Source organism: Pseudarthrobacter sp. NKDBFgelt (genome assembly GCF_046097905.1).
In the GTDB taxonomy this organism is placed as follows: Bacteria; Actinomycetota; Actinomycetes; order Actinomycetales; family Micrococcaceae; genus Arthrobacter; species Arthrobacter polychromogenes.
The window spans coordinates 18,748-40,620 of record NZ_JBJURL010000005.1 but is presented as its reverse complement, the minus strand read 5'-3'; the positions used below and the strand labels follow the sequence as shown (position 1 = coordinate 40,620).

Sequence of the window (21,873 nt, the reverse complement as noted above, 5' to 3'; positions counted from 1 at the left end):
CCGCCGGATAAAATCGCTCGTGAGATATCCGTAAGGACCATCCCCGGCAATGAGACTACCTCCGAGACCATTCAGCCGCCGCACGCTCCTCAAAGGGGCCGCTGCCGGCGTCGCAAGTTCCGCTGTGTTCACGGACGAACGCACCCCGTCCCGCGTGGGCAGGAACACCCGGTATGTGAGCGTCTTTGGTTCCGACTCGGCCACGGGCACTGAGGCAGCCCCGTGGCGCAGCCTCGCGCGCGTCCAGGACGCCCTCGGCAGCGGGGACCTGCGCCGTGGCGACGCCGTCCTGCTCAAGCGCGGCGACACATTCTTCGGCGCCCTCCACGAGCCGTCCATCGAGGGCACGTCGGGAGTCTTTACGGTGGGCGCCTACGGCGCCGGCCCACGCCCGAAGGTTGCCGGCTACAAGGTCAGCAGACGGGCCTGGATCCGGCACACTACCGGGGTTTGGAAGCTGGACATCACCGCCCGGTCCGGCCAGTACAGCGGCAACACCGGCGCTCCGTCCACCAATGTCGGTTTCCTGAAGGTGGCGGGCCTCATCCGTGGATGGAAGCGGATCAGCCTGGATGCACTGGCGAACCAATGGGACTTCTACAGCGACGAGACCTTTGTGTACGTCAGGTCGAACTTTGACCCGGGCGACGGCGTCGCAATCGCCGTCCAGCAGGACGGCATCCGGCCCGCCTCCCACAGCATCCTGGATGGCATTCATATCGAGGGCCATGGAGCACACGGCATTGCGACCGGAGGCTCGGAGAACATCCGCATCAGGAACTGCCGCCTGGAGGACCTTGGCGGGTCCCGGCTGAGCTCCGACGGCACCCGGTACGGCAACGGCATCGAGGTCTGGATCGGCGCGTCCAACATCATCATGGAGGACAACACCATCCGGGAGTGCTACGACGTCGCCTTCACGATGCAGGGGACGGCAACGAAGGACGCCAAGTCATGGACCGACATCCACTTCCGGAACAACCGGGTGGAGAATTGCAACCAGACCTTCGAGATGTGGTCTGCAGGCGATGCGACTCCAGGGTCCGGGCACATCCGCTGCACGTTCAAAGACAATCTCTGCATCAACGCGGGCTACTCGTGGGCTGCCAGCATCCGGCCGGACACGGCAGGCAAGGGCACCCACATCCTGACGTATGACACCGAGCTGCCCATGGATGTAGAGGTCACCCGGAACCAGTTCATCGGCGCGCGGGACAGCTACATCAACATCAGCGGAGACAGGACGGACCCCAAAGGGCTGAACCTGCACCACAACGTCATCAAGCTCGGGCCAGGCAAGAAGACCGACTACCAGAACGCGGAGACCATCGAGCAGGCCGCACACTGGCAGGCACGCACCGGTAAGGAGCGCGGTTCAACGTTCGGTGTGCTCACCACGGGCCGTTGCGAAGGGCAATCATGAACACGCAGGGAAACATCCGGGTCCGATGCTCAGGATTTGATCAAGAGCATTGCCTGGACGGCTGGCGAGGCCTACGGTCAGGTGCATGACTCCAAGATCGAGCAGGCAAGACGCCCGTGCGGCAGGACCCGAAGGGTAAACGGACTGATGCGGCAGCGGAACTTCCCGAGCGCGGGCGGGCTCTGTGTGGGCGCCCTGATTCTCGCCATATCGCTTATCGCCCAGCCCGGTGACCCGAATTCGGTGATAGTCAGGGACCTCCTGATCACCTTCAGCGCCGTCTTCACCGGAGCAAACGCGGTCGGGCTCCTGGAAATTCGACGCCGGCAGGAAGCTCCGGATGTATTGACTAAGAAACCCACCTAGGTTTACAGGCCAGGGCGGGCGCCGTCATGGAACGAGCTTGACGTCCTCGCCGGAGAGCCTCGCACGGAAGCCGTCGCCCTGGACCGCGACATCCTGAAGGACGAGGCCCTCGGGCAGGCCGTCAATGCTGTGCTCGATGGTCACGAGCCTTCTCACGGCGGCACCGAGGGCGTCGGAGAGGAAGCCGGGCCCGCCAAAGTCGATCGAGCGCGGCTCAACAACCAGCCGGCCGGCGTCGACCCTGACTGAGCCCGTGGCGTTGACGTCCAGCTCGCGGCCCAGGACCTGGACTTTACGGACCACCAGGACCTGGCCGCCATCGGCGGCGCGGACCACCGTCCCATCACCGAGTTCCCCGGCAACGACGTCGAACGGAACGGTCGCGTCCACGGCGAGGCGTTCAGCAACCATCCCGCCCGGCCCCGTGACCACGCCCTGCCCTACGGCCCTCACGTCCTGAAGCAACGAGCCCGCGATCGCCACTGTCCCGGCGTCCAGGGCAAGATCGGCGAGCCACACCTCGTCCCCGCGCAGGCCGGCGGGAGGCTCGGCGCCTGCCGTGGGCTCGGCGCCCGCCGTGGGGGAGGGCGCAGGCGCTGCCGCAACCCCGCTGGCCGGACTGCTCACCACCCACCACGCGATTGCAACCGCAAGACCCAGGACGATGACCATCCCAGCAGCACCGATCAGCCAGTCCTTGGCACGCGTCCACTCCATCAGGACAGTCTGATGGCTCACCCCCGGGCCGCGAAACCCCAAACCGCACACGCTGCTACTCGCTCTGCCTCAGACCCCCATGAACGGACGGAGAGCCGCCACCCAGGAGTGGAACGCATCCAGATGGCTGTCATGGGACGCCCCGGCCAAATCCACGCGCTGGACCCTGCGGCCGCGCTCGCAGAACCCGGACTTGTCCTCCGCAGCGAATATCCCGTTTTCTCCATAAACAACGAGCGTTGGCACAGCGATGCTCTCCCACTCGTCCCAGCGGGGCGCGGCCACTCCTTTGATCGCGGCCACCATGACGTCAGCCTCAAACCGCGGCCACAACCCGTCCGCCCTTTCCTCCAGGTCAGCCACCCACGCCCGGGCCAAGGGTCCGTCCCCCAGAAACTCCTGTGCTGTTGTGCGGCTTGCGAAGGGCAGGGGCCAGGACCGGAAGTATTTACCCAAGTGTTCATGCTCGTCCCCGCTTCCGCCGCGTGCGCCGGACTCGAGAAGGACCAGCCGGGAGACCAGATCAGGGCGCGCGGCCGCCACCAGCATCGCCGTGTGCCCGCCAAGAGACTGCCCAATAAGGGTCACGGGTGCGCGGACCACTGATTCGATAACACGTACGACGTCGGCAACGAAGGCTTCGCGGGAAAGGTCGCCTGGCCGGGTGGTACTTCTGCCGTGCCCGCGGAGATCGATCAAAACGGTTCGGAATTCCGGCAGCGCGAGCGCCGTCTGGACGAACTCACGCGCACTGCCAGCCAATCCATGCAGGATGACGACAGGCGCTCCGTCGGCCGGTCCCAGTTCGAAGCCGTGGATGTGAACGCCGGGCCCGGTACTGACTCCGAAAGAACGGGCAGGGAAGTCCATCAAGGTCATGCCGCAACGCTAGCTGAACAGGAGGCTGCAGACGGGGCGTTCTGCGTGGACGTTGCCGGACGGTAGACTTGGATGGGCCGTTCTCCGGCCACTCTGCCCCGGCTCCCTCCCAACATCGTGCGAGGGCTGCGGCGTTCCCTGTTGTGAAAGGCCTTACCTGCTGTGATTACTGTCCAGGATCTTGAACTGCGTGCCGGCGCCCGGCTCCTGATGGACCAGGTGAGCTTCCGCATCGACAAGGGGGACAAGATCGGCCTGGTGGGCCGTAACGGCGCCGGGAAGACCACCCTCACCCGGGTCCTCGCCGGTGAAGGACTCCCCGCCGCGGGGAAAGTGACCCGTACCGGCGAGATCGGCTACCTGCCGCAGGATCCCCGGACGCCGGACATGGAGCAGCTCGCACGGGACCGAATCCTGTCCGTCCGTGGCCTGGACATCGCCGTCGGAAAACTGCGCCTGGCGCACGAGGAAATGGCCAGCGAGGACGCGGCGGTACAGCGCAAGGCGATGAACCGTTACGACCGGCTCGAATCCGAGTTCCTGGCAGCCGGCGGCTATGCTGCCGAGGCCGAGGCAGCAGCAATCTGCTCCAACCTCGCCCTGCCGGACCGCCTGCTGAACCAGCCGCTGAAGACCCTTTCCGGTGGCCAGCGGCGCCGCGTGGAGCTGGCGCGCATCCTGTATTCGGACGCCGAGACAATGCTTCTCGATGAGCCCACCAACCACCTCGACGCCGATTCCATCGCCTGGCTGCGTGACTTCCTCAAGAACCACCAGGGCGGCCTGATCGTGATCAGCCACGACACGGAACTGCTCGAAGCCACCGTCAACAAGGTGTTCCTGCTGGACGCCAACCGTGCGCAGATCGACTTCTACAACATGGACTGGAAGCGCTACCTCACCCAGCGCGAAACCGATGAGCGCGCCCGCAAGCGGGAACGCGCCAACGCCGAAAAGAAGGCCCAGGTCCTCTTTGACCAGGCCAACAAGATGCGCGCCAAGGCCACCAAGGCGGTTGCCGCCCAGAATATGGCCAAGCGCGCCGAGAGGCTGCTCAGCGGACTCGAGGCCGTCCGGGAAAACGACCGCGTGGCAGCACTGCGCTTCCCGGACCCCTCGCCGTGCGGCAGGACCCCGCTCACCGCCGAGGGCCTCAGCAAGTCCTACGGTTCGCTGGAGATCTTCACGGACGTGGACCTGGCCATCGACCGCGGCTCCAAGGTGGTCATCCTGGGCCTCAACGGTGCCGGCAAAACCACCCTCCTGCGGATGCTCGCGGGCGTGGACCAGCCTGACACCGGTGACGTCATTGCCGGCCATGGCCTGAAGGTGGGCTACTACGCCCAGGAGCACGAAACCCTCGACGTGGACCGGACCGTCCTGGAAAACATGCGCTCCGCCGCCCCGGACATGAAGGACGCCGAAGTCCGCGGCATCCTGGGTTCGTTCCTGTTCTCAGGCGACGATGTCGACAAGCCCGCCGGCGTCCTCTCCGGCGGTGAGAAGACCCGCCTGGCCCTTGCCACTATCGTGGCCTCCAGCGCCAACGTCCTCCTCCTCGACGAGCCCACCAACAACCTGGACCCTGCCAGCCGCGCAGAAATCCTGGGCGCACTCAGGAACTATAGCGGCGCCGTCGTCCTGGTCAGCCACGACGAGGGGGCAGTGGAGGCCCTCAACCCCGAGCGCGTAGTCCTGCTGCCCGACGGCGTCGAGGACCACTGGAACGAAGACTACCTGGACCTGATTACGCTGGCCTAAGCCTTTCACTCCGGCTGGCTCCGCTACGCGGCGCAGGCGATTTCCCGCGTGCTGGCTCCTTCGTCGCCTTTGACGCACGCTACATAAATCACCTACACCGCTGCGCTCGTGCCCAATGAGGCTTGAGCATTAGCGCACCTTCAGTTCCAGGGCTTCGGTTATTTTTTGGAGCTGCCGGTAGGTGATGCTGAACATCGAGTGGTGGTCGCCTGCTCCCGCCCAGAGGAGATCGTGCTCCTGAAGGCTCGTGTCGAGTAGCGTCCTGACTTTTTCCGGGAGACCCACCGGGGCCACACCGCCTACCGCCTGGCCGGTGTGCTGCAGGACGAAGTCGGGGAGGCGCGGCGGCTCTTCTCTTTTCCAACCGCTTGTGCGGACGGGGACCGCGCCTGACACTTCGCTTGGCTGCTGTCAGCCCTGGTTGAATGTGGGACCACGAGCGGAGCAGCGTGGGTGATTTATGTAGCGTGCGCAAGGCGTGGGCCCACGCTGTCAGGGTTCCCTGACCGAGCTTGCGAGGTTAGGGGGACGGTGGGGCGAACGAGCCAGCACGCGGGAAATCAGGCACGATGCGGAGCGAACGCAACCATGGACGCAGACGCAACCGACGGCGCGAAAGGGAAGGACCCTCAGTACCCCTGCGCATCCAGGAGGGCGTCTTCCTCCTCTTCGGAGGTCGCTTTCTTCCGCTTCCTGGGAGGTGACGGACGACGGCGGTGCTCGCCGCCTGCCGGGCGGGGCGCGCCCTCTGCTGTCCCGTCGTCGTCCTCGGCGTCAATGGCGGCGTTGCGTGCCTGCTGGCGGGCAGCGTAGCCAAAACCAACGAACATCAGCACGCCGAACGCGAACCACTGCAGCGAGTACGAAAGGTGTGTGCCTTCCTCGGTGGAAGGCTTCGGGAACGGGAACGGCATCTCCGCTGCAGGCGGTGTCTCCGACGCGAGCTGGCCGTACGCCCCGGTCAGGAGCGGGTACCCGAGTTGGCCGGAGTAGGCGGCAAGGTCGATGGAAGCCAGCTGGCCTTCGGGTGCACCACGCTGGAGTTCGGGCTCAGGATGCTTCAAACGCACGACGGCGGTCACGTCACCCGCAGGGGGTTCCGGCACCGAGTCCGGGGCGCCTGGATTATTGTTGCCGATGGGCAGCCAGCCCCGGTCGATGACCACTGTCTCACCGGAGTCAAGACGGAACGGGACCACCACTTCGTAGCCCGGCTGGCCATTGAGCGGACGGTTCCGGACCACGCGCTGGCCGTCGGTGAGGTACGTGCCCCTGAGCTCCACCTGCGTCCACTCCATGGCGGGGTCCAGCTCGCTGAATTGTTCCCTGGCCTCCGCGAACGGGATGGGCGTTGCCGAGTAGTTGGTCACCACGCGGTTGATTTCGGCCAGGGTCTCTGCGCGACGGTCCATCTGCCAGCGGCCCAGGAATACACAGGCGGAGGCGAAGATGGCAGCCAGCAGCAGATAACCCAGCCACTTGCTGGAGAAGAGGAAACGGTACATTCAGCTGACCTGCCCAGGGCCGCCGGACGCCCGTGAGTCGTCGAGGGGCAGGGTTTCCTTCCAGAGGCCCCGTGTCTGAAGGTAGTCCTCCAGCCATCCCCGGTGGTCGGCGCAGGCAAGCCAGGTCTTGCGGCGTTCCGGGGAATGGATCTTGGGGTTGTTCCACAGGAGCTGCCAGGAAGCCTGCGCCCGGCACGCCTTGCGGGAACAGATGGCACCGGCTTCCGCCACTGCGGGATCGGTGCCGGCGGCGAAGTCGAAGATGCTCACGAGGCCTTCCTTTCCTGCCCGGACGGGGATTCGTCGTCGTCAATAATCAGCTCGCCCTGCAGGAGTTCACTGCCGGGATCATCCCCTGCGGGCCGCGCCAGCGGGCTTTCCAGCTCAGCCAGCGGGGCCGAGTCCAGCAGGAGGTCGCTGTGGCCCTCGGCTTTGTCGTTCCCGTTCGCGATGATCACGGCGATCCAGGGCAGGAACACCGCGCCGGCCACCGGAATGATCTTGAACCAGCCGTCCACCACGAAAATTAGGACCAGGCACACCATGCGGATTCCCATGGCCAACGCGTACTTGATCATGCGCTGGCGCATGTCCTCCGAGTGGGCTCCAGCGGCATCCGTGATGCTGTGGACTTCCGAATCGCCGGAGAACCGGCCGGGTTCTCCAGGCGCGGATTGTCCCGCATGGTTTTCAAGGGTCACGGTGGTTTATCACGCTCCAAAGGCTTGCATCAATTCTCTCACCATCGGCAGTGGCGCCCAAACCCGGGCCGGGCCGGGCGCTAAGATCGAAGTCAGCCAAATCACCCCCATCTACAGCGGCCCCAGCGCGCCGCAGAATTCCGGAGCCTCCTACATGACTGAAGCAGCCACCGCACCCCGCAGCGTCCTGATCACCGGCGGCAACCGCGGCATCGGCCTGGCCATCGCCGAGGCGTTCCTGGCCAACGGCGACAAGGTTGCCGTGACCTACCGCAGCGAAACGAAGCTGCCGGAGGGGATCCTCGGCGTCAAGGCGGACGTCACGGACGAGGCTTCCGTGGACGCGGCCTTCAAGGAAGTGGAAGCTGCCCACGGACCGGTGGAAGTTTTGGTGGCCAACGCCGGAATCACCAAGGACATGCTGCTCCTGCGCATGAGCGAAGAGGACTTCACATCCGTCATCGACACCAACCTCACCGGTGCTTTCCGGGTCATCAAGCGCGCCTCCAAGGGCATGATCCGGCTCCGCAAGGGCCGCGTTGTCCTGATTTCCTCCGTGTCGGGCCTGTACGGGGCACCGGGCCAGATCAACTACTCGGCGTCAAAGGCCGGCCTGGTGGGCATCGCCCGCTCCCTGACCCGTGAACTTGGTTCCCGCGGGATCACCGCCAACGTCGTGGCGCCCGGCTTCATCAACACGGACATGACCGCCGAACTCCCTGAAGCCACGCAGAAGGACTACCTTTCCAGCATCCCGGCAGGCCGTTTCGCCGAGGCCAGCGAGGTTGCCAACGTGGTCCGCTGGATCTCCAGCGACGAGGCCGCCTACATTTCCGGAGCCGTCATCCCTGTTGACGGCGGCCTGGGCATGGGGCACTGACCGGCGCCGGCAAACTAGCAGCCAGGCGCTTCTTTGTGCAGGTCACACAAGGGAATTGGCCGGGGCCGCTGGCATGATGGACTGCAGGCCATCAGCAATTTAGACGTTTCAGACAAAAGGAGCCCGCATGGGACTGCTGGATAACAAGACTGCCATCGTGACCGGATCCTCGCGCGGAATCGGCGCGGAGGTAGCGAAGAACCTTGCCCGCGAAGGCGCCGCCGTCGTGGTGAACTACCGCCAGAAGGCACCGCGCGCCAACAAGGTTGTGCAGGGGATCGAAGCCGACGGCGGACGTGCAGTGGCCGTCGGCGCGGACCTCACCACCCAGGAAGGTGTGCAGGCGCTGGCCTCCGCCGCCATGGAGAACTTCGGATCCCTGGACATCCTGGTGCTGAACGCCTCCGGCGGCATGGAAACCGGGATGGGCGAGGACTACGCGCTGAAGCTGAACCGCGACGCCCAGGTCAACATGCTCAACGCTGCCGTGCCGCTGATGAAGGAAGGCTCGCGGGTGGTCTTCGTGACCAGCCACCAGGCCCACTTCATCAACACCGTGCCCACTATGGAGGCCTATGAGCCGGTGGCCCGCAGTAAGCGTGCCGGCGAGGACGCCCTGCGCGAACTCATCCCCAACCTGGCGGAGAAGGGCATCACCCTGGTGGTGGTCTCCGGCGACATGATCGAGGGCACCGTCACGGCCACGCTGCTTGACCGCTCCACGCCGGGCGCCATCGAGGCCCGCCGCGCTGAAGCCGGCAAGCTGTACTCCGTGGAGGAATTTGCCGAGGTTGTGGCCGGTATGGTCACCGCCGACGTCGAGTCCGGCCACACTGAATACGCCGGCGGTGCAGACTACTTCGGCAAGGGCACGAACTAGGCCACGAGCTAGGCCCACGCTTAACAGCGGGAAGGCACGTCCTCACGCGACGTGCCTTCCCGCTGTTAAGGGCCTTTAGGAACCGCCGTCAGACGCCAGCCACATGCCGGACTGCGTCGAGGTACGGCATGTTGACGGCGGCGTCTGCCACGGCCCGCACGGCGGGTTTGGCGTTGAACGCCACGCCGATGCCGGCCGCCCCGAGCATGTCCAGGTCGTTGGCTCCGTCGCCCACTGCCACCGTGTGCTCAAGGGCGATGCCCTCGGCGGCTGCCCACTCACGCAGGTACTTTTCCTTGGCTGCCCTGTCCACCACAGCGCCCAGCACCCTGCCGGTCAGCTCGCCGTCGACGATCTCCAGTTCATTTGCCTGCCAGTAGTCAAGGCCCAGTTCGGCGGCGATCGGCTCCAGGATCTGGTTGAACCCGCCGGACACCACCGCTACCACGTGCCCTGCCGCCCTGAAGGCGGCCACGAGGTCGGCGGCGCCCAGGCTCAGCTTCACTTCGTTGCGGACGGAATCGACGACGGCGGCAGGCAGACCTGCGAGCACCGCCACGCGTGCGTGGAGGCTTTGGGTGAAATCCAGCTCGCCACGCATGGCGGCCTCGGTAACGGCCGCCACTTCTTCCCGCTTCCCGGCGTAGGCAGCCAGAAGCTCGATGACCTCCTGCTGGATCAGGGTGGAGTCCACGTCCATGATCAGCAGCTTGCGTTCTGCCGACCTGAGGCCGGCCGGGACAAGCGCCGTGTCGAATCCGGCGATGGGGGTTTCGGCAACGGCGTGGCGCAGTGCGGCGAGCCCGGCGGCGGTGGCGTCCGGAAGCTGGAGCTCGGCTGCGTGGACCTGGTACCGGCCGTCGCCGGAGGAGGCCTCAGACAGCACGGCGGCGCCCTGTGCGGTGAGGATGGAACGGAGCTGCTCCAGCCCGGTTGGAGACACATTCAGGCCATAGCTGACCGCAGTCACGTTCGAAGTCATGCCTGCCATCTTAGCCAGCGGGGGAGGGGTCCCTTGAATTCATTTCACGGCTGCTGGAAGGTGGCAAGCGGATAATATTACGCTCATACCTGGAGGAACCATTGATTGAACTGCTCACGCCGCGGGAGATTGACCAAGCGCGCCCCTCAGGCCAGTTCGTGGCCGGCACCCTGCAGGCACTGAGGGAGCGAACCGGACCTGGAACGAATCTCCTGGAGATCAACGACTGGGCCGCTGCCATGATCCGGGCAGCGGGAGCCCGCTCCTGCTATGTGGATTACGCTCCCTCGTTCGGCCGCGGGCCTTTCGGAAAGGTCATCTGCACGTCCGTCAACGATGCCGTGCTGCACGGGCTCCCTTATGACTACGTCCTCAAGGACGGGGACCTGCTGACCCTGGACTTCGCAGCCAGCGTCAATGGGTGGGTGACGGACTCCGCCATCAGCTTCGTCGTGGGGGATTCCGCTAGGCCCGAGGACACCCGCATGATCGAAACCACCGAGAGGGCACTGAAGGCGGGCATCGGTGCGGCACAGCCCGGAGCGCGCATCGGGGATATCTCCCACGCCATCGGCTCGGTGCTCGAAGCCGCGCATTTCAAGGTCAACACCCAGTTCGGCGGACACGGCGTTGGGAGCACCATGCACCAGGACCCCCACATTCCGAACACCCACCCTGGGCCGCACCGACGTCTTCGAGCTCCGCCCGCGCATCGGCCTGTCCTCCGCCGCGCTGGCCACCCAGATCCCGGAACAGGAAAACGTCCTCAACGTGGTGGTCACCGCCGCCTACGGAGTCACCGGCCGCTGGCGGGAGGGATACGAGCGCGACGACGAGCGGCGGGCTTTCCGCCTGCTCAACGACTGGGGAATGGGCCCGCTCCTCAACAGGACTTTTGCCACTCTTTCCGAGGGTGAGCGCAAGCGTGTCCAGATCGCCCGAGCCCTGATGACCGATCCCGAGCTGTTGCTCCTCGACGAACCGGCGGCGGGCCTGGACCTTGGCGGCCGCGAGGAACTCGTCCACAAGCTGGGAGAGCTGGCACAGGATGAGGACGCACCGGCCATGGTGCTGGTCACCCACCACCTTGAGGAAGTCCCGCCGGGATTCACCCACGCCATGCTGCTGCGCGACGGCGGAGTGGTTGCCGCAGGCCCCATCACGGACGTCCTGACCGCAGAGAACCTCAGCAAGACCTTCGGGCTGGACCTGGACATGAGCGTCAACGCCGGCCGGTACACCGCCGTCGCCCGCCGCTAACAGCGGCAGCGCAGCACCTTGGATCTTCTCAGCAGCATCTTTGTGGCCATCGCCGGCCTCTGGGCCGGCACCATCAACGCCGTGGTGGGTTCCGGCACCCTGGTGACATTCCCCGTCCTGATCGCCCTGGGGGTCGCCCCGGTGGTGGCCTCCATGAGCAACGCCATGGGCCTGGTCTTCGGCACGGCAGCCGGAGCGTTCGGCTACCGGCGTGAACTGAAGGGGCGCGGCCGCCAGCTGATGCGGCTCCTGCCGGCATCCCTCCTCGGCGGCATCTCCGGTGCGTGGCTGCTCCTGCACCTGCCGGAGGAGGTCTTCCACTACGTCGCCCCCGTCCTTATTGTCCTTGCGCTCCTGATGGTGGTGTTCCAGCCCCGTCTGCAGGCCTGGGTCCGGTCCCGTGAGGAGAATCCGGAGCACGCTGTGCGCGACAAGCGGCACGGAGTCCTGCTGGTGGTGCTGGTGTACCTGGCAGGGGTGTACGGCGGCTACTTCGTGGCCGCCCAGGGGATCCTGCTGGTGGGCATCCTGGGTATCTTCCTCACCGGCACCATCCAGAACGCCAACGCCATGAAGAACATCCTGGTACTGGGAGTGAACCTTGTGGCCGCCGTGTCCTATGTGCTCTTCGCCTTCGACCGGATCAACTGGCTTGTGGTCCTGCTGATCGCCGTCAGCTCGAGCATCGGCGGACTTCTCGGCGCCAAGGTGGGCCGCCGGCTCTCACCCACGGTGCTGCGCGCAGTGATCCTTGTCCTGGGCCTGGTGGCGCTGGGATTCATGATCGCTAATCTGCTGAAATAATCAACCGGTGACAATCCACTTTCTTGAATCCGCAGCGGACCCCCGGGTCTCCGACTACACGCAGCTCACGGACGTGCACCTGCGCAAGCTGCGCGAACCCGCCGAGGGCATGTATATCGCTGAGTCATCCCGGGTGCTGCGGCGTGCCCTGGCAGCAGGACACCAGCCGCGCTCGTTCTTCCTGGCGGAGAAGTGGCTCGAGGACCTCCGGGACGTCCTGGATGCCTATCCGCAGGTCCCGGCCTTCATCGGCAGCGCGGCCCTGCTGGAGGACATCACCGGCTTCCACCTCCACCGCGGAGCCATGGCTGCCATGCAGCGCCCGGCGCCCGTCCCGCTGCCGGAACTGCTGGCCGGGGCACGCAGGGTGGCTGTCCTCGAGGACATCGTGGACCACACCAACGTGGGCGCCATCTTCCGGTCGGCCGCCGCGCTGGACATCGATGCCGTCCTCGTGTCGCCCCGCTGCGGGGACCCCCTCTACCGGCGGAGCGTCCGCGTGAGCATGGGCACGGTGTTCCAGGTGCCGTGGGCCCGGCTCGCCAGCTGGCCGGAGGACCTTCACCTGCTCAAGGACCACGGCTTCACCGTAGCGGCGCTGGAGCTCACGGACGACGCGCAGGATGTGGACGCAGTCGCCGCCCGGAATCCGGCGAAGCTTGCCCTGGTGCTTGGCACCGAGGGCGCCGGCATGAGCGCCGGGACACTCGCCGCCGTCGACATCGCCGTGAAAATTCCCATGCGAAACGGCGTGGATTCCCTGAATGTCGCGGCCGCGTCAGCTGTTGCCTTCTGGGAGCTGCGCCCCCGGGATTAGGGGTATCGTCAGCCAGGACATTGGTTCGCGGGCACCCGCGTTCTCCGCTATTATTGATAGCTGGCTGTAGTGCGCCCCCGGGCGATGCTGGCGCCATCCCATTCATACCTGGCAGCTGGCAAAATCCAGTTGTGCGAACAAAGGTCCAATTATGAAGTCTGATATCCACCCGAAGTACGAAGCTGTTGTTTTCAACGACCTGGCTTCCGGCACGAAGTTCCTGACCAAGTCCACGGTTTCCTCCTCGAAGACCATCGAGTGGGAAGACGGCAACACCTACCCGGTCATCGATGTCGAAATCTCCTCCGAGTCGCACCCGTTCTACACGGGCAAGCAGCGCATCATGGACTCCGCAGGCCGCGTCGAGCGCTTCAACGCTCGCTTCAAGGGCTTCGGCGGCAAGAAGTAACACACTTCCGCAAAGTTCTTTTGGGAAAGCCCGCACCGGTAAACGGTGCGGGCTTTCTGCGTCCCGGCCGCCTGTTACTGGCATCCGGCAATTCTGGGGCAGGATGGATGGCATGACCGCCACACCCTCTTCAGCAAGCCACTCCGCCTCCCGCCGCCACGGTGAATACAAAGTGCCCGGCGGCAAGCTTGTGGTGGTGGACCTGGATGTTATTGACGGCCGCCTCGCCAACGTCAGCCTCAGCGGCGATTTCTTCCTGGAACCGGACGAGGCCCTCCTGGACATCAACCGGGGGCTCACGGGACTGCCGGACACCACGACGGCGGCCGAGCTTGCCGCCGTCGTCTCCTCTTCGCTGCCGGCCGGCGCCGCCCTGTTCGGCTTCTCCGCGGACGCCGTCGCCGTCGCCGTCCGCCGTGCCCTGGCGAAGGCGACCTCCTGGGCGGACCACCACTGGAACCTCATCGCACCCACTGTCCTGCCCACCGAAATGAACGTGGCCCTGGACGAGGTTCTCACCGAGGAGGTCGGCGCCGGCCGCCGCCACCCCACCCTCCGGTTTTGGGACTGGCAGGAACCGTCCACGGTGATTGGCAGCTTCCAGTCCTACCGCAACGAGGTTGACCCCGGCGGTGTGGCGAAGCACGGGATCAAGGTTGTCCGGCGAATCAGCGGCGGGGGAGCGATGTTCATGGAGGCCGGCAACTGCATCACGTACTCGCTGTACCTGCCGCAGACCCTCGTTGACGGACTCAGTTTCGCGGACTCCTATACCTTCCTGGACGCGTGGGTCATGGCAGCACTGGAAAAGCTTGGCATCAACGCCTTCTACGTGCCCCTGAACGACATTGCAACGGACCAGGGCAAGATCGGCGGGGCCGCGCAGAAGCGGCTCGCCAACGGCGGCATGCTGCACCACGTGACCATGAGCTACGACATCGACGCCGACAAGATGGTCGACGTGCTGCGGATCGGCAAGGAAAAGCTCTCGGACAAGGGGACCCGTAGCGCCAAGAAGCGGGTGGACCCGCTCCGGCGCCAGACCGGACTGGCACGCACCGCCATCATCGCCGCTATGACGGAGGTCTTCACAGACCGTTACGGCGCCACGCCCTCACAGCTGACGGAGGGCGAGTTGGCCACCGCAAAGGAGCGCGTCGGCACAAAGTTCGGCACGGCCGAGTGGCTCCACCGCGTCCCCTGAGCCCATCCACTGCTCCGTAACTGTCGTTTTCACCGGCGAAAACGACAGTTACGGAGCAGCCGATGGTGAATTGACGACGGCGGCCTGCGCCGTGAGTGCCCGCAGCAGGTGGCTGCGCTGCTCCACAATGATGCGCTGCAGGGCGCGGGGCGCGTCTGCGTTGGCGGCCAGCCATTCGTCCGTGCGCCGGATGGCGGGGTGCGCTGCCGGGTCGGTGCCCTCGGCCAGGTCCTGGGCCAATGGGTAGAGGCCCCGGACAATCCGGCTGGCGATCTCGATGCTGCGTTCCTCCCAGACGCTGCGCAGGCACCCGAAATAGGGTTCCGCGTACGGCTCCAGGACATCCGCGGGCGCCGTCATGAATCCGCTGATGGTGGCGCTGAGCAGCTGGTTGGAGAGCTCGTTCCCGTCCACTGCCGCTTTCCACGCTGCCGCCTTGGCCTCCGGGTCCGGGCGGGCGGCGAGGGCTGTGGCATGGCCGGCGCGTCCGGACGCCGTGATGTCACGGGCGAGTTCGGCGTCCAGTTCCGCCACCGCCGCCTGGCCGTTGGCTGCCAGGGCATGCCAGAGGTGCCAGCGCAGCTCGGCATCCACGGCCAGGCCCGCCACGGGTGCTGTACCGTCAAGGAGTCCGCGCAGCCGCGGCAGCATGGAATCATCGTGCCGGCTGGCGCTGGCGAGGGTACGTGCCCAGGCCAGCTGCTGGTCGGAGCCGGGTGCGGCCCTGTCCAGTTCCGCCGCTGCGGCTGCCAGGAACGTGGAGCGCAGGGCACCACGTTCGCCGGCCGGCGTGTAGCGTTCGACGGCGGTGCCTGCGTTGTCGAGGATGTTCAGCAGGACGCCGATTCCTGTTTCGGCCGGACCAAACGCAGCCACGGCTTCGACGTACCGCGCCGCCGGGCTTTCCCCGTCCCGGGCCGAGTTCCAGAGCGCCGTCCAGCACAGCGCCCGGGCCATGGGGTCCTCGATCCGGTCAAGGGACGAACGGACGGTTGCCTCCGACGCCGGGTCCAGCCGCACCTTGGCGTAGGTGAGGTCGTCATCGTTGACCAGCAGGAGCGCGGGCCGGGGCTTGCCGGCGAGCTGGGGGAGTTCCGTCCGGGCCCCCGTCACGTCCGTCTCGAAACTGTCGGTGCGCACCAGTGCCCCGCCGCCGTCGAAATTGTAGGAACCCACACGCAGCCGGTGCGGCCGCAGCTCCTCGCGTCCGGTGACCGGGTCCAGGGCGTCCTGGACGATCGCCACCCGGCCCAGCAGGCCGCCGTCGTCCGCGCCCGGCGCAATCTCCAGGGACAGCGTGGAGATGCCCGAGGTCTGCAGCCATTGCTGCGCCCAGCCGGCCAGGTCCCGCCCGGAGGAGGCACTCAATGCGGCCAGCAGGTCATCAAGCGTTGTGTTGCCGTACGCGTGCTTGCGGAAGTAGGCGCGGGAGCCGCTGATAAAGGCCTCGAACCCGGCGTAGGCCACCAGCTGCTTCAGCACCGAGGCGCCCTTGGCGTAGGTGATGCCGTCAAAGTTCTGCTTGGCGGCTTCAAGGTCCGGGATGTCCGCAACGATCGGGTGGGTGGTGGGCAGCTGGTCCTGGACGTACGCCCAGGCCTTGCGTTTGTTGGCGAAGTTCACCCAGGCGGTGTCCCAGTCCGTGGCGCGGTCCACGCCCAGGGTGCCCATGTAGTCGGCGAAGGATTCCTTGAGCCACAGGTCATCCCACCACTGCATGGTCACGAGGTCCCCGAACCACATGTGCGCCATCTCGTGCATCAGGGTATTGGCGCGCCCCTGGTACTGGGCGTCCGTGGCGCGCGAGGTGAACACGTAGCTCTCGGTGAACGTCACCAGGCCGGGGTTCTCCATGGCACCAAGGTTGTATTCGGGAACGAAGGCCTGGTCGTATTTGCCCCAGGGGTAGGGGTAGTCGAAGAGCCGGTTGAAGAAGTCCAGGCCGTTCCTGGTGAGTCGGAACAGCTCGCTAGTGTCAAAGGAGTCCGCCATCGAGGCCCGGCAGTACAGGGCGAGCGGCACGTCCAGGGAGGTGCCGTCGTCGAGCGTTGCCTGCCAGCGGTCCTCGGCCTTGAAGTACGGCCCGGCCAGCACCGTGGTGATGTAGGTGGACATGCGTTCCGTGGCGGCGAAGTCCCAGCGGGCGGCAGACGGATCGCTGGTGAGGATGGTGCGGGCAGCTTCCGCACCGTTGGAGGCGACCTGCCAGCCGGCCGGTGCCGTTACGTGGAAGGTGTACGGGGCCTTGAGGTCGGGCTGTTCGAAATTGGCGAACACCCGGCGCGCGTCGGCGGGCTCGTACTGCGTGTAGAGGTAGCACTGGCCGTCCGCCGGATCAAAGAAGCGGTGCATGCCTTCGCCGGAGCGGCTGTACAGGGCGGTGCCCGTGACCGTCACCTGGTTTTCGGACTGCAGGTTGTCCAGCCTGATCCTGGCACCATCGGCCACGTCCTCCACGCGGAGCTCGCGGCCGTTGAGGAACACACTGTGGACCTCGCCGATGAAGTCCAGGAACGTCGATGCGCCCGGCTTGGTGGCAGTGAAGGTAATGATGCTGCAGGTGGGATAGCCCGCCACGTCCGGATCCGCCGCCTGCCGCACGTCCAGGGAGACGTCGCAACCGGTGGTGCTGATCAGGGCTGAACGGTGGGCGGCTTCATCGCGCTGCAGATTCTCATGTGACACCCAGCTATCTAATCACGTGGTTATCCGGCGATCAGCAGGGCCGCCGCCAGCCCCAGGACGGCGATCAGGAACCACGACGCCAGTGCCGCCAACAGCGCACGCCCGCCCGTGTGCAGGAGCGTCCGGATCCGGACGGCGGACCCCAGGCCGAAGAGCGCGGCGCCCAGCAGGATGTCCTGCAACGCCGCCCCCGCATCGAGCCAGCCTTCAGAGAGCCAGCCGGTGGAGCGGAGGCCCACCATCGCCACGAAGCCCAGGACGAACAGCGGCACCACCGGCGGCAGTTTCGCGTTGTCGCGGTCCGCAGGGTTCTCCGCCCGTGGCGCGAACCGGTGGTGCGCACCGGCCAGTGCCGCCACCGGCGCCAGCAGGAGTACCCGGGTGAGCTTAACGACGACGGCGATGCCCAGTGCCGCTGTCCCCGCGGTTTGCGCCGTGGCCACCACCTGGCCCACATCGTGCACTGAGGCGCCCGTCCAGGCGCCGAACACGGGCGCGCTGAGCTGCAGGGGATGGACCAGCAGGGGCAGGACGCCGATGGCAAGGGTCCCGCAAAGCGTCACGAGCGCCACCGGAAGGACGGTGTCCACGTGCCGGATGCGGCGGACGGCGGCCATGGCGCCGATGGCGGAGGCGCCGCAGATCGAGAAGCCGGTGGCCACCAGCAGCGAGGTCACCGGCGGCAGCCGGAACAGCCGGGAGATCAGGTAGGTGCCGCCAAAACTTGCCGCCACCACGGCGACGATCAGGACCAGTGCCAGCCAGCCCAGGCCCAGCACGTCCATGATGCTGACTTTCAGGCCCAGCAGCACGATGCCGCCGCGCATGAGATGCTTGCCCGCGAAGTCCAGCCCCGGCCGCGCCCTGCCGGCTGTCCACACCCCGGACACGGGAAGGTTGGCGGCCAGCACTCCCAGCACCACTGCCAGCGTCATTGCGGGAAGAGCGGGAACCAGCCGGTGAACCAGGAACGCGGCGGCCAGGGCGACGGCCGCTGTGGCCAGGCCAGGGAGAAGCCTCCCGGGCCGCCCGGGCAGGTCCGGACCGGGCTTGCTGACGGATCTGCGGACTGGCACTCACCTACTGTGCCGGAAAAGAGGCGCAATGCACGAACCAGGGCATCCGGCGCCAACACGCCAGAATGGATGGCAGTAATGAATTCGAAACAAAAAGATGGTTGGCTATTGGACATGTCAGACCTATTCCAGGATTACTCCGTGGCCGCCGGCCGGTCCGGAGCCTACGACGAGATGTTCGCTCCCGGGCAACAGGCCCGGGACTCGTACGGGCAGGTGGCGGACGCCCTCCGGAAGCTCTCCCTTGCCGATGTGAGCGCCCGCGCAGATTCCATGGCGCGTACCTTCCTGGACCGCGGTGTGACCTTCGACTTTGCGGGGGAGGAACGCCCCTTCCCGCTGGACATCGTTCCCCGGGTCATTCCGGCGGGGGAGTGGGACGTGCTGGAGCGCGGCGTGGCCCAGCGCGTCCGCGCGCTGGAAGCCTTCCTCAACGACGTGTACGACAAGATGACCGTCGTGGCCGACGGCGTGATCCCCCGGCAGCTGGTCACCACCAGCGCGCACTTCCACCGGCAGGTCCACGGGTTCGAACCGGCAGGCGGCGTCCGTGTCCACATTTCCGGCATCGACGTTGTCCGCGACGCCGCCGGGACCTTCCGCGTGCTTGAGGACAATGTCCGGGTTCCCTCCGGCGTGAGCTACGTCCTGGAGAACCGCCGGGCCATGGCCAAGGGCCTGCCTGAGGCGTTCGGCCAGCAGCTCATCCGGCCGGTCGAGGAGTACCCCCGCCGCCTGCTCTCCGCCCTGCGCAAGACCGCACCCTCCGGCGTCGACGATCCCACCGTGGTGGTCCTCACCCCCGGCGTGTTCAACAGCGCCTACTTCGAGCACACCCTCCTCGCGGGCCTCATGGGCGTGGAACTCGTGGAAGGCCGCGACCTCATCTGCCGCGGAAACCGCGTCTACATGCGCACCACGGCCGGCGAACAGCGCGTGGACGTGATCTACAAGCGGATCGACGACGATTTCCTGGACCCGCTGCAGTTCCGCTCGGATTCCATGCTCGGTTGCCCGGGCCTCGTCAACGCCGCCCGGGCAGGCGGCGTGACCATCGCCAACGCCGTGGGCAACGGCGTCGCGGACGACAAACTGGTCTACAGTTACGTCCCTGACCTCATCCGCTACTACCTCAGCGAGGAACCCATCATCGCCAACGTGGACACGTACCGCCTGGAGGAGAAGGAAGCCCGCGAATACACCCTGGACAACCTGGCCGAACTGGTGGTCAAGCCGGTGGACGGCTCCGGCGGCAAGGGCCTGGTCATCGGACCGGACGCGTCCAGGGACGAACTCGATGCCCTCCGCCAGCGGGTCATCGCCGACCCCCGCGGCTGGATTGCCCAGCCGGTGCTGCAGCTCTCCACGGTCCCCACGTTGAGCGGCGACAAGTTCGGCCCCCGCCACGTGGATCTGCGGCCCTTCGCCGTGAACGACGGCGACAACGTCTGGGTGCTCCCGGGCGGGCTGACGCGCGTAGCGCTCAAAGAGGGGTCGCTGATCGTGAATTCCAGCCAGGGCGGCGGGTCCAAGGACACCTGGGTTTTGGCCGACTCGCCGCAGGTGCCGGTGGAAACCGTGCCCCGGCCGTCCATCTCCGTCCGTGAACGCGTCTCGGTATGGCCGGTTGAGAGCAACTGGCGGGACCGCCAGTCGGAGCAGCAGCAGTGAGCCGGGCCGTGACCTGGCAGTTTCCTTTCCCAGTTTCGGGCCCGCAGGAGGTAGCCGCGAATGCTTAGCCGTATTGCCGAGTCCCTATTCTGGATCGGCCGTTATGTGGAGCGTGCGGACGGCACTGCCCGCATCCTTGACGTCCACCTCGAACGGCTCAACCACCTGCCCATGGACGAGCGCAAGAGCGTGGCCCAGGAACTCCTGGCCGTCATGGGCGCACGCCCGCAGAGCGAGGACTTCGGCCTGCCCGAGCTTCTCCACGCCCTGGCCTATGACAAGACCAGCGCCACCTCCATCGCAGGGTCCCTGGGGGCCGCGCGGGAGAACGCCCGGCGCGCCCGGGAAACTGTCTCCTCGGGCCTGTGGGAAAGCCTGAACACCACCTACTACGGGCTGAGCCAGCACCGCAAGGACGTGGTGGGGACCTACCGGTTCTGCAACTGGACGCTGGAACGGACCGCCATGGTCAGTGGCCTGGCGGACACCACCGTCAGCCATGACGAAAGCTGGCTCTTCCTGGTGCTGGGCCGGTCCCTGGAACGCGCGGACATGACCGCCCGCATGCTCTCCACCCGGGACGTGCTGTCCGCCGGGATGTCCTGGGTCAACATGCTCCGCTGCGCCGGGGCGTACGAGTCCTTCCTGCGTACCCGCCGTGCCGCCTTCGGCGACCAGCACGCCGCCGAGTTCCTGCTGCTGGACCGGCTCTTCCCGAGGTCCATCGTCTATGCCCTGAGGGACGCAGACGAGTGCCTGGCCAAGCTGGATCCCTCCGCCCAGCGGGTCGGCTTCATCAACGACGCACGGCGGATCGTGGGCCAGGCGCGGACCTTCCTTGAGTTCACCGGACGGATGACCTGATGTCCGAGCTCCCGGAGCACATGGAACGCGTGCAGAAAGCCGTAGCGCAGGCGTCGGACGCTATTTCCCGTAAGTACTTCAATCAGGCGGATGAACTGGCCTGGGTGGGAGAAGTTTCATGACCCGGCTGAGCATCGTCCACAAGACGGCCTACAAGTACAACAAGCGGGTCACCCTGTCCTACAACGAGGCACGGATGACCCCGCTCACCGATTCCCAGCAGGTGGTGCTGGAATCGGTGGTCAAGGTTTCGCCGTCGCAGGCCGCCGTCAGCACCTACCGCGACTACTGGGGCACCCGGGTCACGGCGTTCGACATGCAGATGCCGCACGACCACCTCGAAGTGATTTCCAACATCACGGTGGAAGTCCACCGCGCCGAGAAGATCCCGGCCGAGGCGGATATTGCCGGCTGGGACGTCCTAGCGTCACCGGAAACCCTCAACACGTTCAGCGACTGGCTCCCGCAGTCAAGGCTCAGCGGCCCGGGAGACGAAGTCCTGGGCATCATTCCCGGCGTGGTGGCAGGGAAGAACCCGCATGAGGCAGCCATGGCCGTGTTTGAGTGGATGCGCGGGGAGATGACCTACATGTCCGGTTCAACCGCGGTCACCACCAACGCTGAAGAGGCGTGGGGCCAGCGCCAGGGTGTCTGCCAGGACCTGGCGCACCTGGCGATCGGTGCGCTGCGCAGCTGTGGGATTCCGGCACGCTACGTGTCCGGCTACCTGCACCCGCGGTCCACTGCCGGCATCGGCGAGACAGTGGCGGGGCAGTCGCATGCGTGGCTGGAATTCTGGGACGGTGACTGGCGCAGCTGGGACCCCACCAACCACAAGCCCGCCGGCGACTTCCACGTCACTGTGGCCCGGGGGCGGGACTACCGTGATGTGCCGCCGCTGAAGGGCATCCTGTCCGGTGGTGGCGGTTCCGCGCTGAGCGTCAGCGTGGAGATCACCCAGCTCGCCTGACCGGCTGTCCCGTGGAGCC

At 66.3% G+C, this 21,873-nt stretch carries 19 protein-coding genes and 4 pseudogenes; 14 read left to right on the top strand and 9 right to left on the bottom strand.

The window, feature by feature from the left end:
- Positions 1-49 precede the first annotated feature (49 nt).
- Both ACKAE7_RS02385 and ACKAE7_RS02380 read left to right on the top strand, forming a co-directional pair.
- A complete protein-coding gene (locus tag ACKAE7_RS02385; protein WP_190611727.1) occupies positions 50-1,423 on the top strand; it encodes a right-handed parallel beta-helix repeat-containing protein in 1,374 nt (457 codons plus the stop codon).
- Positions 1,424-1,459: 36 nt separating this feature from the next.
- Positions 1,460-1,789, top strand: a complete 330-nt coding sequence (locus ACKAE7_RS02380; protein WP_188808946.1) for a hypothetical protein — start codon at positions 1,460-1,462, stop codon at positions 1,787-1,789.
- Between the two features lie 24 nt (positions 1,790-1,813).
- Here ACKAE7_RS02380 and ACKAE7_RS02375 read toward each other — a convergent pair whose 3' ends face one another.
- The gene (locus ACKAE7_RS02375; RefSeq protein WP_408978417.1) at positions 1,814-2,506 is read right to left on the bottom strand and encodes an LmeA family phospholipid-binding protein; all 693 of its coding nucleotides are present in this window, start codon (positions 2,504-2,506) and stop codon (positions 1,814-1,816) included.
- Between the two features lie 69 nt (positions 2,507-2,575).
- The gene (locus ACKAE7_RS02370) at positions 2,576-3,385 is read right to left on the bottom strand and encodes an alpha/beta hydrolase (protein WP_321201408.1); all 810 of its coding nucleotides are present in this window, start codon (positions 3,383-3,385) and stop codon (positions 2,576-2,578) included.
- Between the two features lie 162 nt (positions 3,386-3,547).
- Between ACKAE7_RS02370 and ACKAE7_RS02365 the strand changes: the two genes are divergently transcribed.
- Complete coding sequence (locus tag ACKAE7_RS02365) at positions 3,548-5,146, top strand: ABC-F family ATP-binding cassette domain-containing protein (protein WP_188729765.1); 1,599 nt, start codon at positions 3,548-3,550, stop codon at positions 5,144-5,146.
- 129 nt (positions 5,147-5,275) lie between these two features.
- On the opposite strand, the pseudogene ACKAE7_RS02360 reads toward ACKAE7_RS02365, so the two are convergent.
- The 4 genes and pseudogenes from ACKAE7_RS02360 to ACKAE7_RS02345 form a co-directional block, all read right to left on the bottom strand.
- Positions 5,276-5,482, bottom strand: a pseudogene (locus tag ACKAE7_RS02360) (YbaK/EbsC family protein); the annotation flags it as partial.
- Between the two features lie 293 nt (positions 5,483-5,775).
- The gene (locus tag ACKAE7_RS02355; protein WP_408978416.1) at positions 5,776-6,651 is read right to left on the bottom strand and encodes an SURF1 family protein; all 876 of its coding nucleotides are present in this window, start codon (positions 6,649-6,651) and stop codon (positions 5,776-5,778) included.
- Positions 6,652-6,921, bottom strand: a complete 270-nt coding sequence (locus ACKAE7_RS02350; protein ID WP_191034510.1) for a hypothetical protein — start codon at positions 6,919-6,921, stop codon at positions 6,652-6,654.
- Positions 6,918-7,352 (bottom strand): DUF3099 domain-containing protein, encoded by a 435-nt coding sequence (locus ACKAE7_RS02345; protein WP_190611718.1) that lies wholly within the window; start codon positions 7,350-7,352, stop codon positions 6,918-6,920. The genes ACKAE7_RS02350 and ACKAE7_RS02345 overlap by 4 nt, the downstream gene beginning before the upstream one ends.
- A gap of 154 nt (positions 7,353-7,506) precedes the next feature.
- On the opposite strand from ACKAE7_RS02345, the gene ACKAE7_RS02340 reads away from it, so the two are divergent.
- Both ACKAE7_RS02340 and ACKAE7_RS02335 read left to right on the top strand, forming a co-directional pair.
- Entirely contained in the window at positions 7,507-8,232 is a 726-nt protein-coding gene (locus ACKAE7_RS02340; RefSeq protein ID WP_188808940.1) for a beta-ketoacyl-ACP reductase, read from the top strand.
- A 127-nt stretch (positions 8,233-8,359) separates the two neighbouring features.
- Entirely contained in the window at positions 8,360-9,112 is a 753-nt protein-coding gene (locus ACKAE7_RS02335; protein ID WP_188808939.1) for an SDR family oxidoreductase, read from the top strand.
- 88 nt (positions 9,113-9,200) lie between these two features.
- Here the strand turns inward: ACKAE7_RS02335 and serB are convergent, their stop codons facing one another.
- Complete coding sequence (gene serB / locus ACKAE7_RS02330) at positions 9,201-10,094, bottom strand: phosphoserine phosphatase SerB (protein ID WP_408978415.1); 894 nt, start codon at positions 10,092-10,094, stop codon at positions 9,201-9,203.
- Positions 10,095-10,195: 101 nt separating this feature from the next.
- Here serB and ACKAE7_RS02325 point away from each other — a divergent pair.
- From ACKAE7_RS02325 to ACKAE7_RS02300, 6 genes and pseudogenes are all read left to right on the top strand, one after another.
- Positions 10,196-10,792 (top strand): annotated as a pseudogene (locus tag ACKAE7_RS02325) (M24 family metallopeptidase); the annotation flags it as partial.
- Positions 10,767-11,354 (top strand): annotated as a pseudogene (locus tag ACKAE7_RS02320) (ABC transporter ATP-binding protein); the annotation flags it as partial. The pseudogenes ACKAE7_RS02325 and ACKAE7_RS02320, both read left to right, overlap by 26 nt.
- An 18-nt stretch (positions 11,355-11,372) precedes the next feature.
- The gene (locus ACKAE7_RS02315) at positions 11,373-12,158 is read left to right on the top strand and encodes a sulfite exporter TauE/SafE family protein (protein ID WP_188729751.1); all 786 of its coding nucleotides are present in this window, start codon (positions 11,373-11,375) and stop codon (positions 12,156-12,158) included.
- Positions 12,159-12,165: 7 nt separating this feature from the next.
- Complete coding sequence (locus ACKAE7_RS02310) at positions 12,166-12,975, top strand: TrmH family RNA methyltransferase (protein WP_408978414.1); 810 nt, start codon at positions 12,166-12,168, stop codon at positions 12,973-12,975.
- A 151-nt stretch (positions 12,976-13,126) separates the two neighbouring features.
- Positions 13,127-13,384 (top strand): type B 50S ribosomal protein L31, encoded by a 258-nt coding sequence (locus ACKAE7_RS02305; protein WP_066275740.1) that lies wholly within the window; start codon positions 13,127-13,129, stop codon positions 13,382-13,384.
- Positions 13,385-13,496: 112 nt separating this feature from the next.
- Positions 13,497-14,588 (top strand): biotin/lipoate A/B protein ligase family protein, encoded by a 1,092-nt coding sequence (locus tag ACKAE7_RS02300; RefSeq protein WP_408978413.1) that lies wholly within the window; start codon positions 13,497-13,499, stop codon positions 14,586-14,588.
- Positions 14,589-14,636: 48 nt separating this feature from the next.
- Here the strand turns inward: ACKAE7_RS02300 and pepN are convergent, their stop codons facing one another.
- Both pepN and ACKAE7_RS02290 read right to left on the bottom strand, forming a co-directional pair.
- Complete coding sequence (gene pepN / locus ACKAE7_RS02295) at positions 14,637-17,273, bottom strand: aminopeptidase N (RefSeq protein WP_408978412.1); 2,637 nt, start codon at positions 17,271-17,273, stop codon at positions 14,637-14,639.
- Positions 17,274-17,293: 20 nt separating this feature from the next.
- The gene (locus ACKAE7_RS02290; RefSeq protein ID WP_408978411.1) at positions 17,294-18,349 is read right to left on the bottom strand and encodes a YeiH family protein; all 1,056 of its coding nucleotides are present in this window, start codon (positions 18,347-18,349) and stop codon (positions 17,294-17,296) included.
- 114 nt (positions 18,350-18,463) lie between these two features.
- Here ACKAE7_RS02290 and ACKAE7_RS02285 point away from each other — a divergent pair, with 114 nt between their 5' ends.
- The 3 genes and pseudogenes from ACKAE7_RS02285 to ACKAE7_RS02275 all read left to right on the top strand — a co-directional run bounded on the left by ACKAE7_RS02285 (position 18,464) and on the right by ACKAE7_RS02275 (position 21,854).
- Positions 18,464-20,020 (top strand): circularly permuted type 2 ATP-grasp protein, encoded by a 1,557-nt coding sequence (locus ACKAE7_RS02285; RefSeq protein ID WP_066275748.1) that lies wholly within the window; start codon positions 18,464-18,466, stop codon positions 20,018-20,020.
- Between the two features lie 60 nt (positions 20,021-20,080).
- Positions 20,081-21,006 (top strand): annotated as a pseudogene (locus tag ACKAE7_RS02280) (alpha-E domain-containing protein).
- On the top strand, positions 21,003-21,854 hold the full coding sequence (locus tag ACKAE7_RS02275) for a transglutaminase domain-containing protein (protein ID WP_408978410.1): 852 nt from the start codon (positions 21,003-21,005) through the stop codon (positions 21,852-21,854). The pseudogene ACKAE7_RS02280 and the gene ACKAE7_RS02275 overlap by 4 nt, the downstream one beginning before the upstream one ends.
- Positions 21,855-21,873: the final 19 nt, after the last annotated feature.

What these genes read in the sequence shown, in the direction of transcription:
- ACKAE7_RS02300 (WP_408978413.1), top strand. Translation starts at nt 13,497, where the DNA reads ATGACCGCCACACCCTCTTCAGCAAGCCACTCCGCCTCCCGCCGCCAC.
- ACKAE7_RS02335 (WP_188808939.1), top strand. Translation starts at nt 8,360, where the DNA reads ATGGGACTGCTGGATAACAAGACTGCCATCGTGACCGGATCCTCGCGC.
- ACKAE7_RS02355 (WP_408978416.1), bottom strand. Translation starts at nt 6,651, where the DNA reads ATGTACCGTTTCCTCTTCTCCAGCAAGTGGCTGGGTTATCTGCTGCTG.
- ACKAE7_RS02305 (WP_066275740.1), top strand. Translation starts at nt 13,127, where the DNA reads ATGAAGTCTGATATCCACCCGAAGTACGAAGCTGTTGTTTTCAACGAC.
- ACKAE7_RS02375 (WP_408978417.1), bottom strand. Translation starts at nt 2,506, where the DNA reads ATGGAGTGGACGCGTGCCAAGGACTGGCTGATCGGTGCTGCTGGGATG.
- serB (WP_408978415.1), bottom strand. Translation starts at nt 10,094, where the DNA reads ATGACTTCGAACGTGACTGCGGTCAGCTATGGCCTGAATGTGTCTCCA.
- ACKAE7_RS02285 (WP_066275748.1), top strand. Translation starts at nt 18,464, where the DNA reads ATGTCAGACCTATTCCAGGATTACTCCGTGGCCGCCGGCCGGTCCGGA.
- ACKAE7_RS02385 (WP_190611727.1), top strand. Translation starts at nt 50, where the DNA reads ATGAGACTACCTCCGAGACCATTCAGCCGCCGCACGCTCCTCAAAGGG.
- ACKAE7_RS02340 (WP_188808940.1), top strand. Translation starts at nt 7,507, where the DNA reads ATGACTGAAGCAGCCACCGCACCCCGCAGCGTCCTGATCACCGGCGGC.
- ACKAE7_RS02370 (WP_321201408.1), bottom strand. Translation starts at nt 3,385, where the DNA reads ATGACCTTGATGGACTTCCCTGCCCGTTCTTTCGGAGTCAGTACCGGG.
- ACKAE7_RS02275 (WP_408978410.1), top strand. Translation starts at nt 21,003, where the DNA reads ATGACCCGGCTGAGCATCGTCCACAAGACGGCCTACAAGTACAACAAG.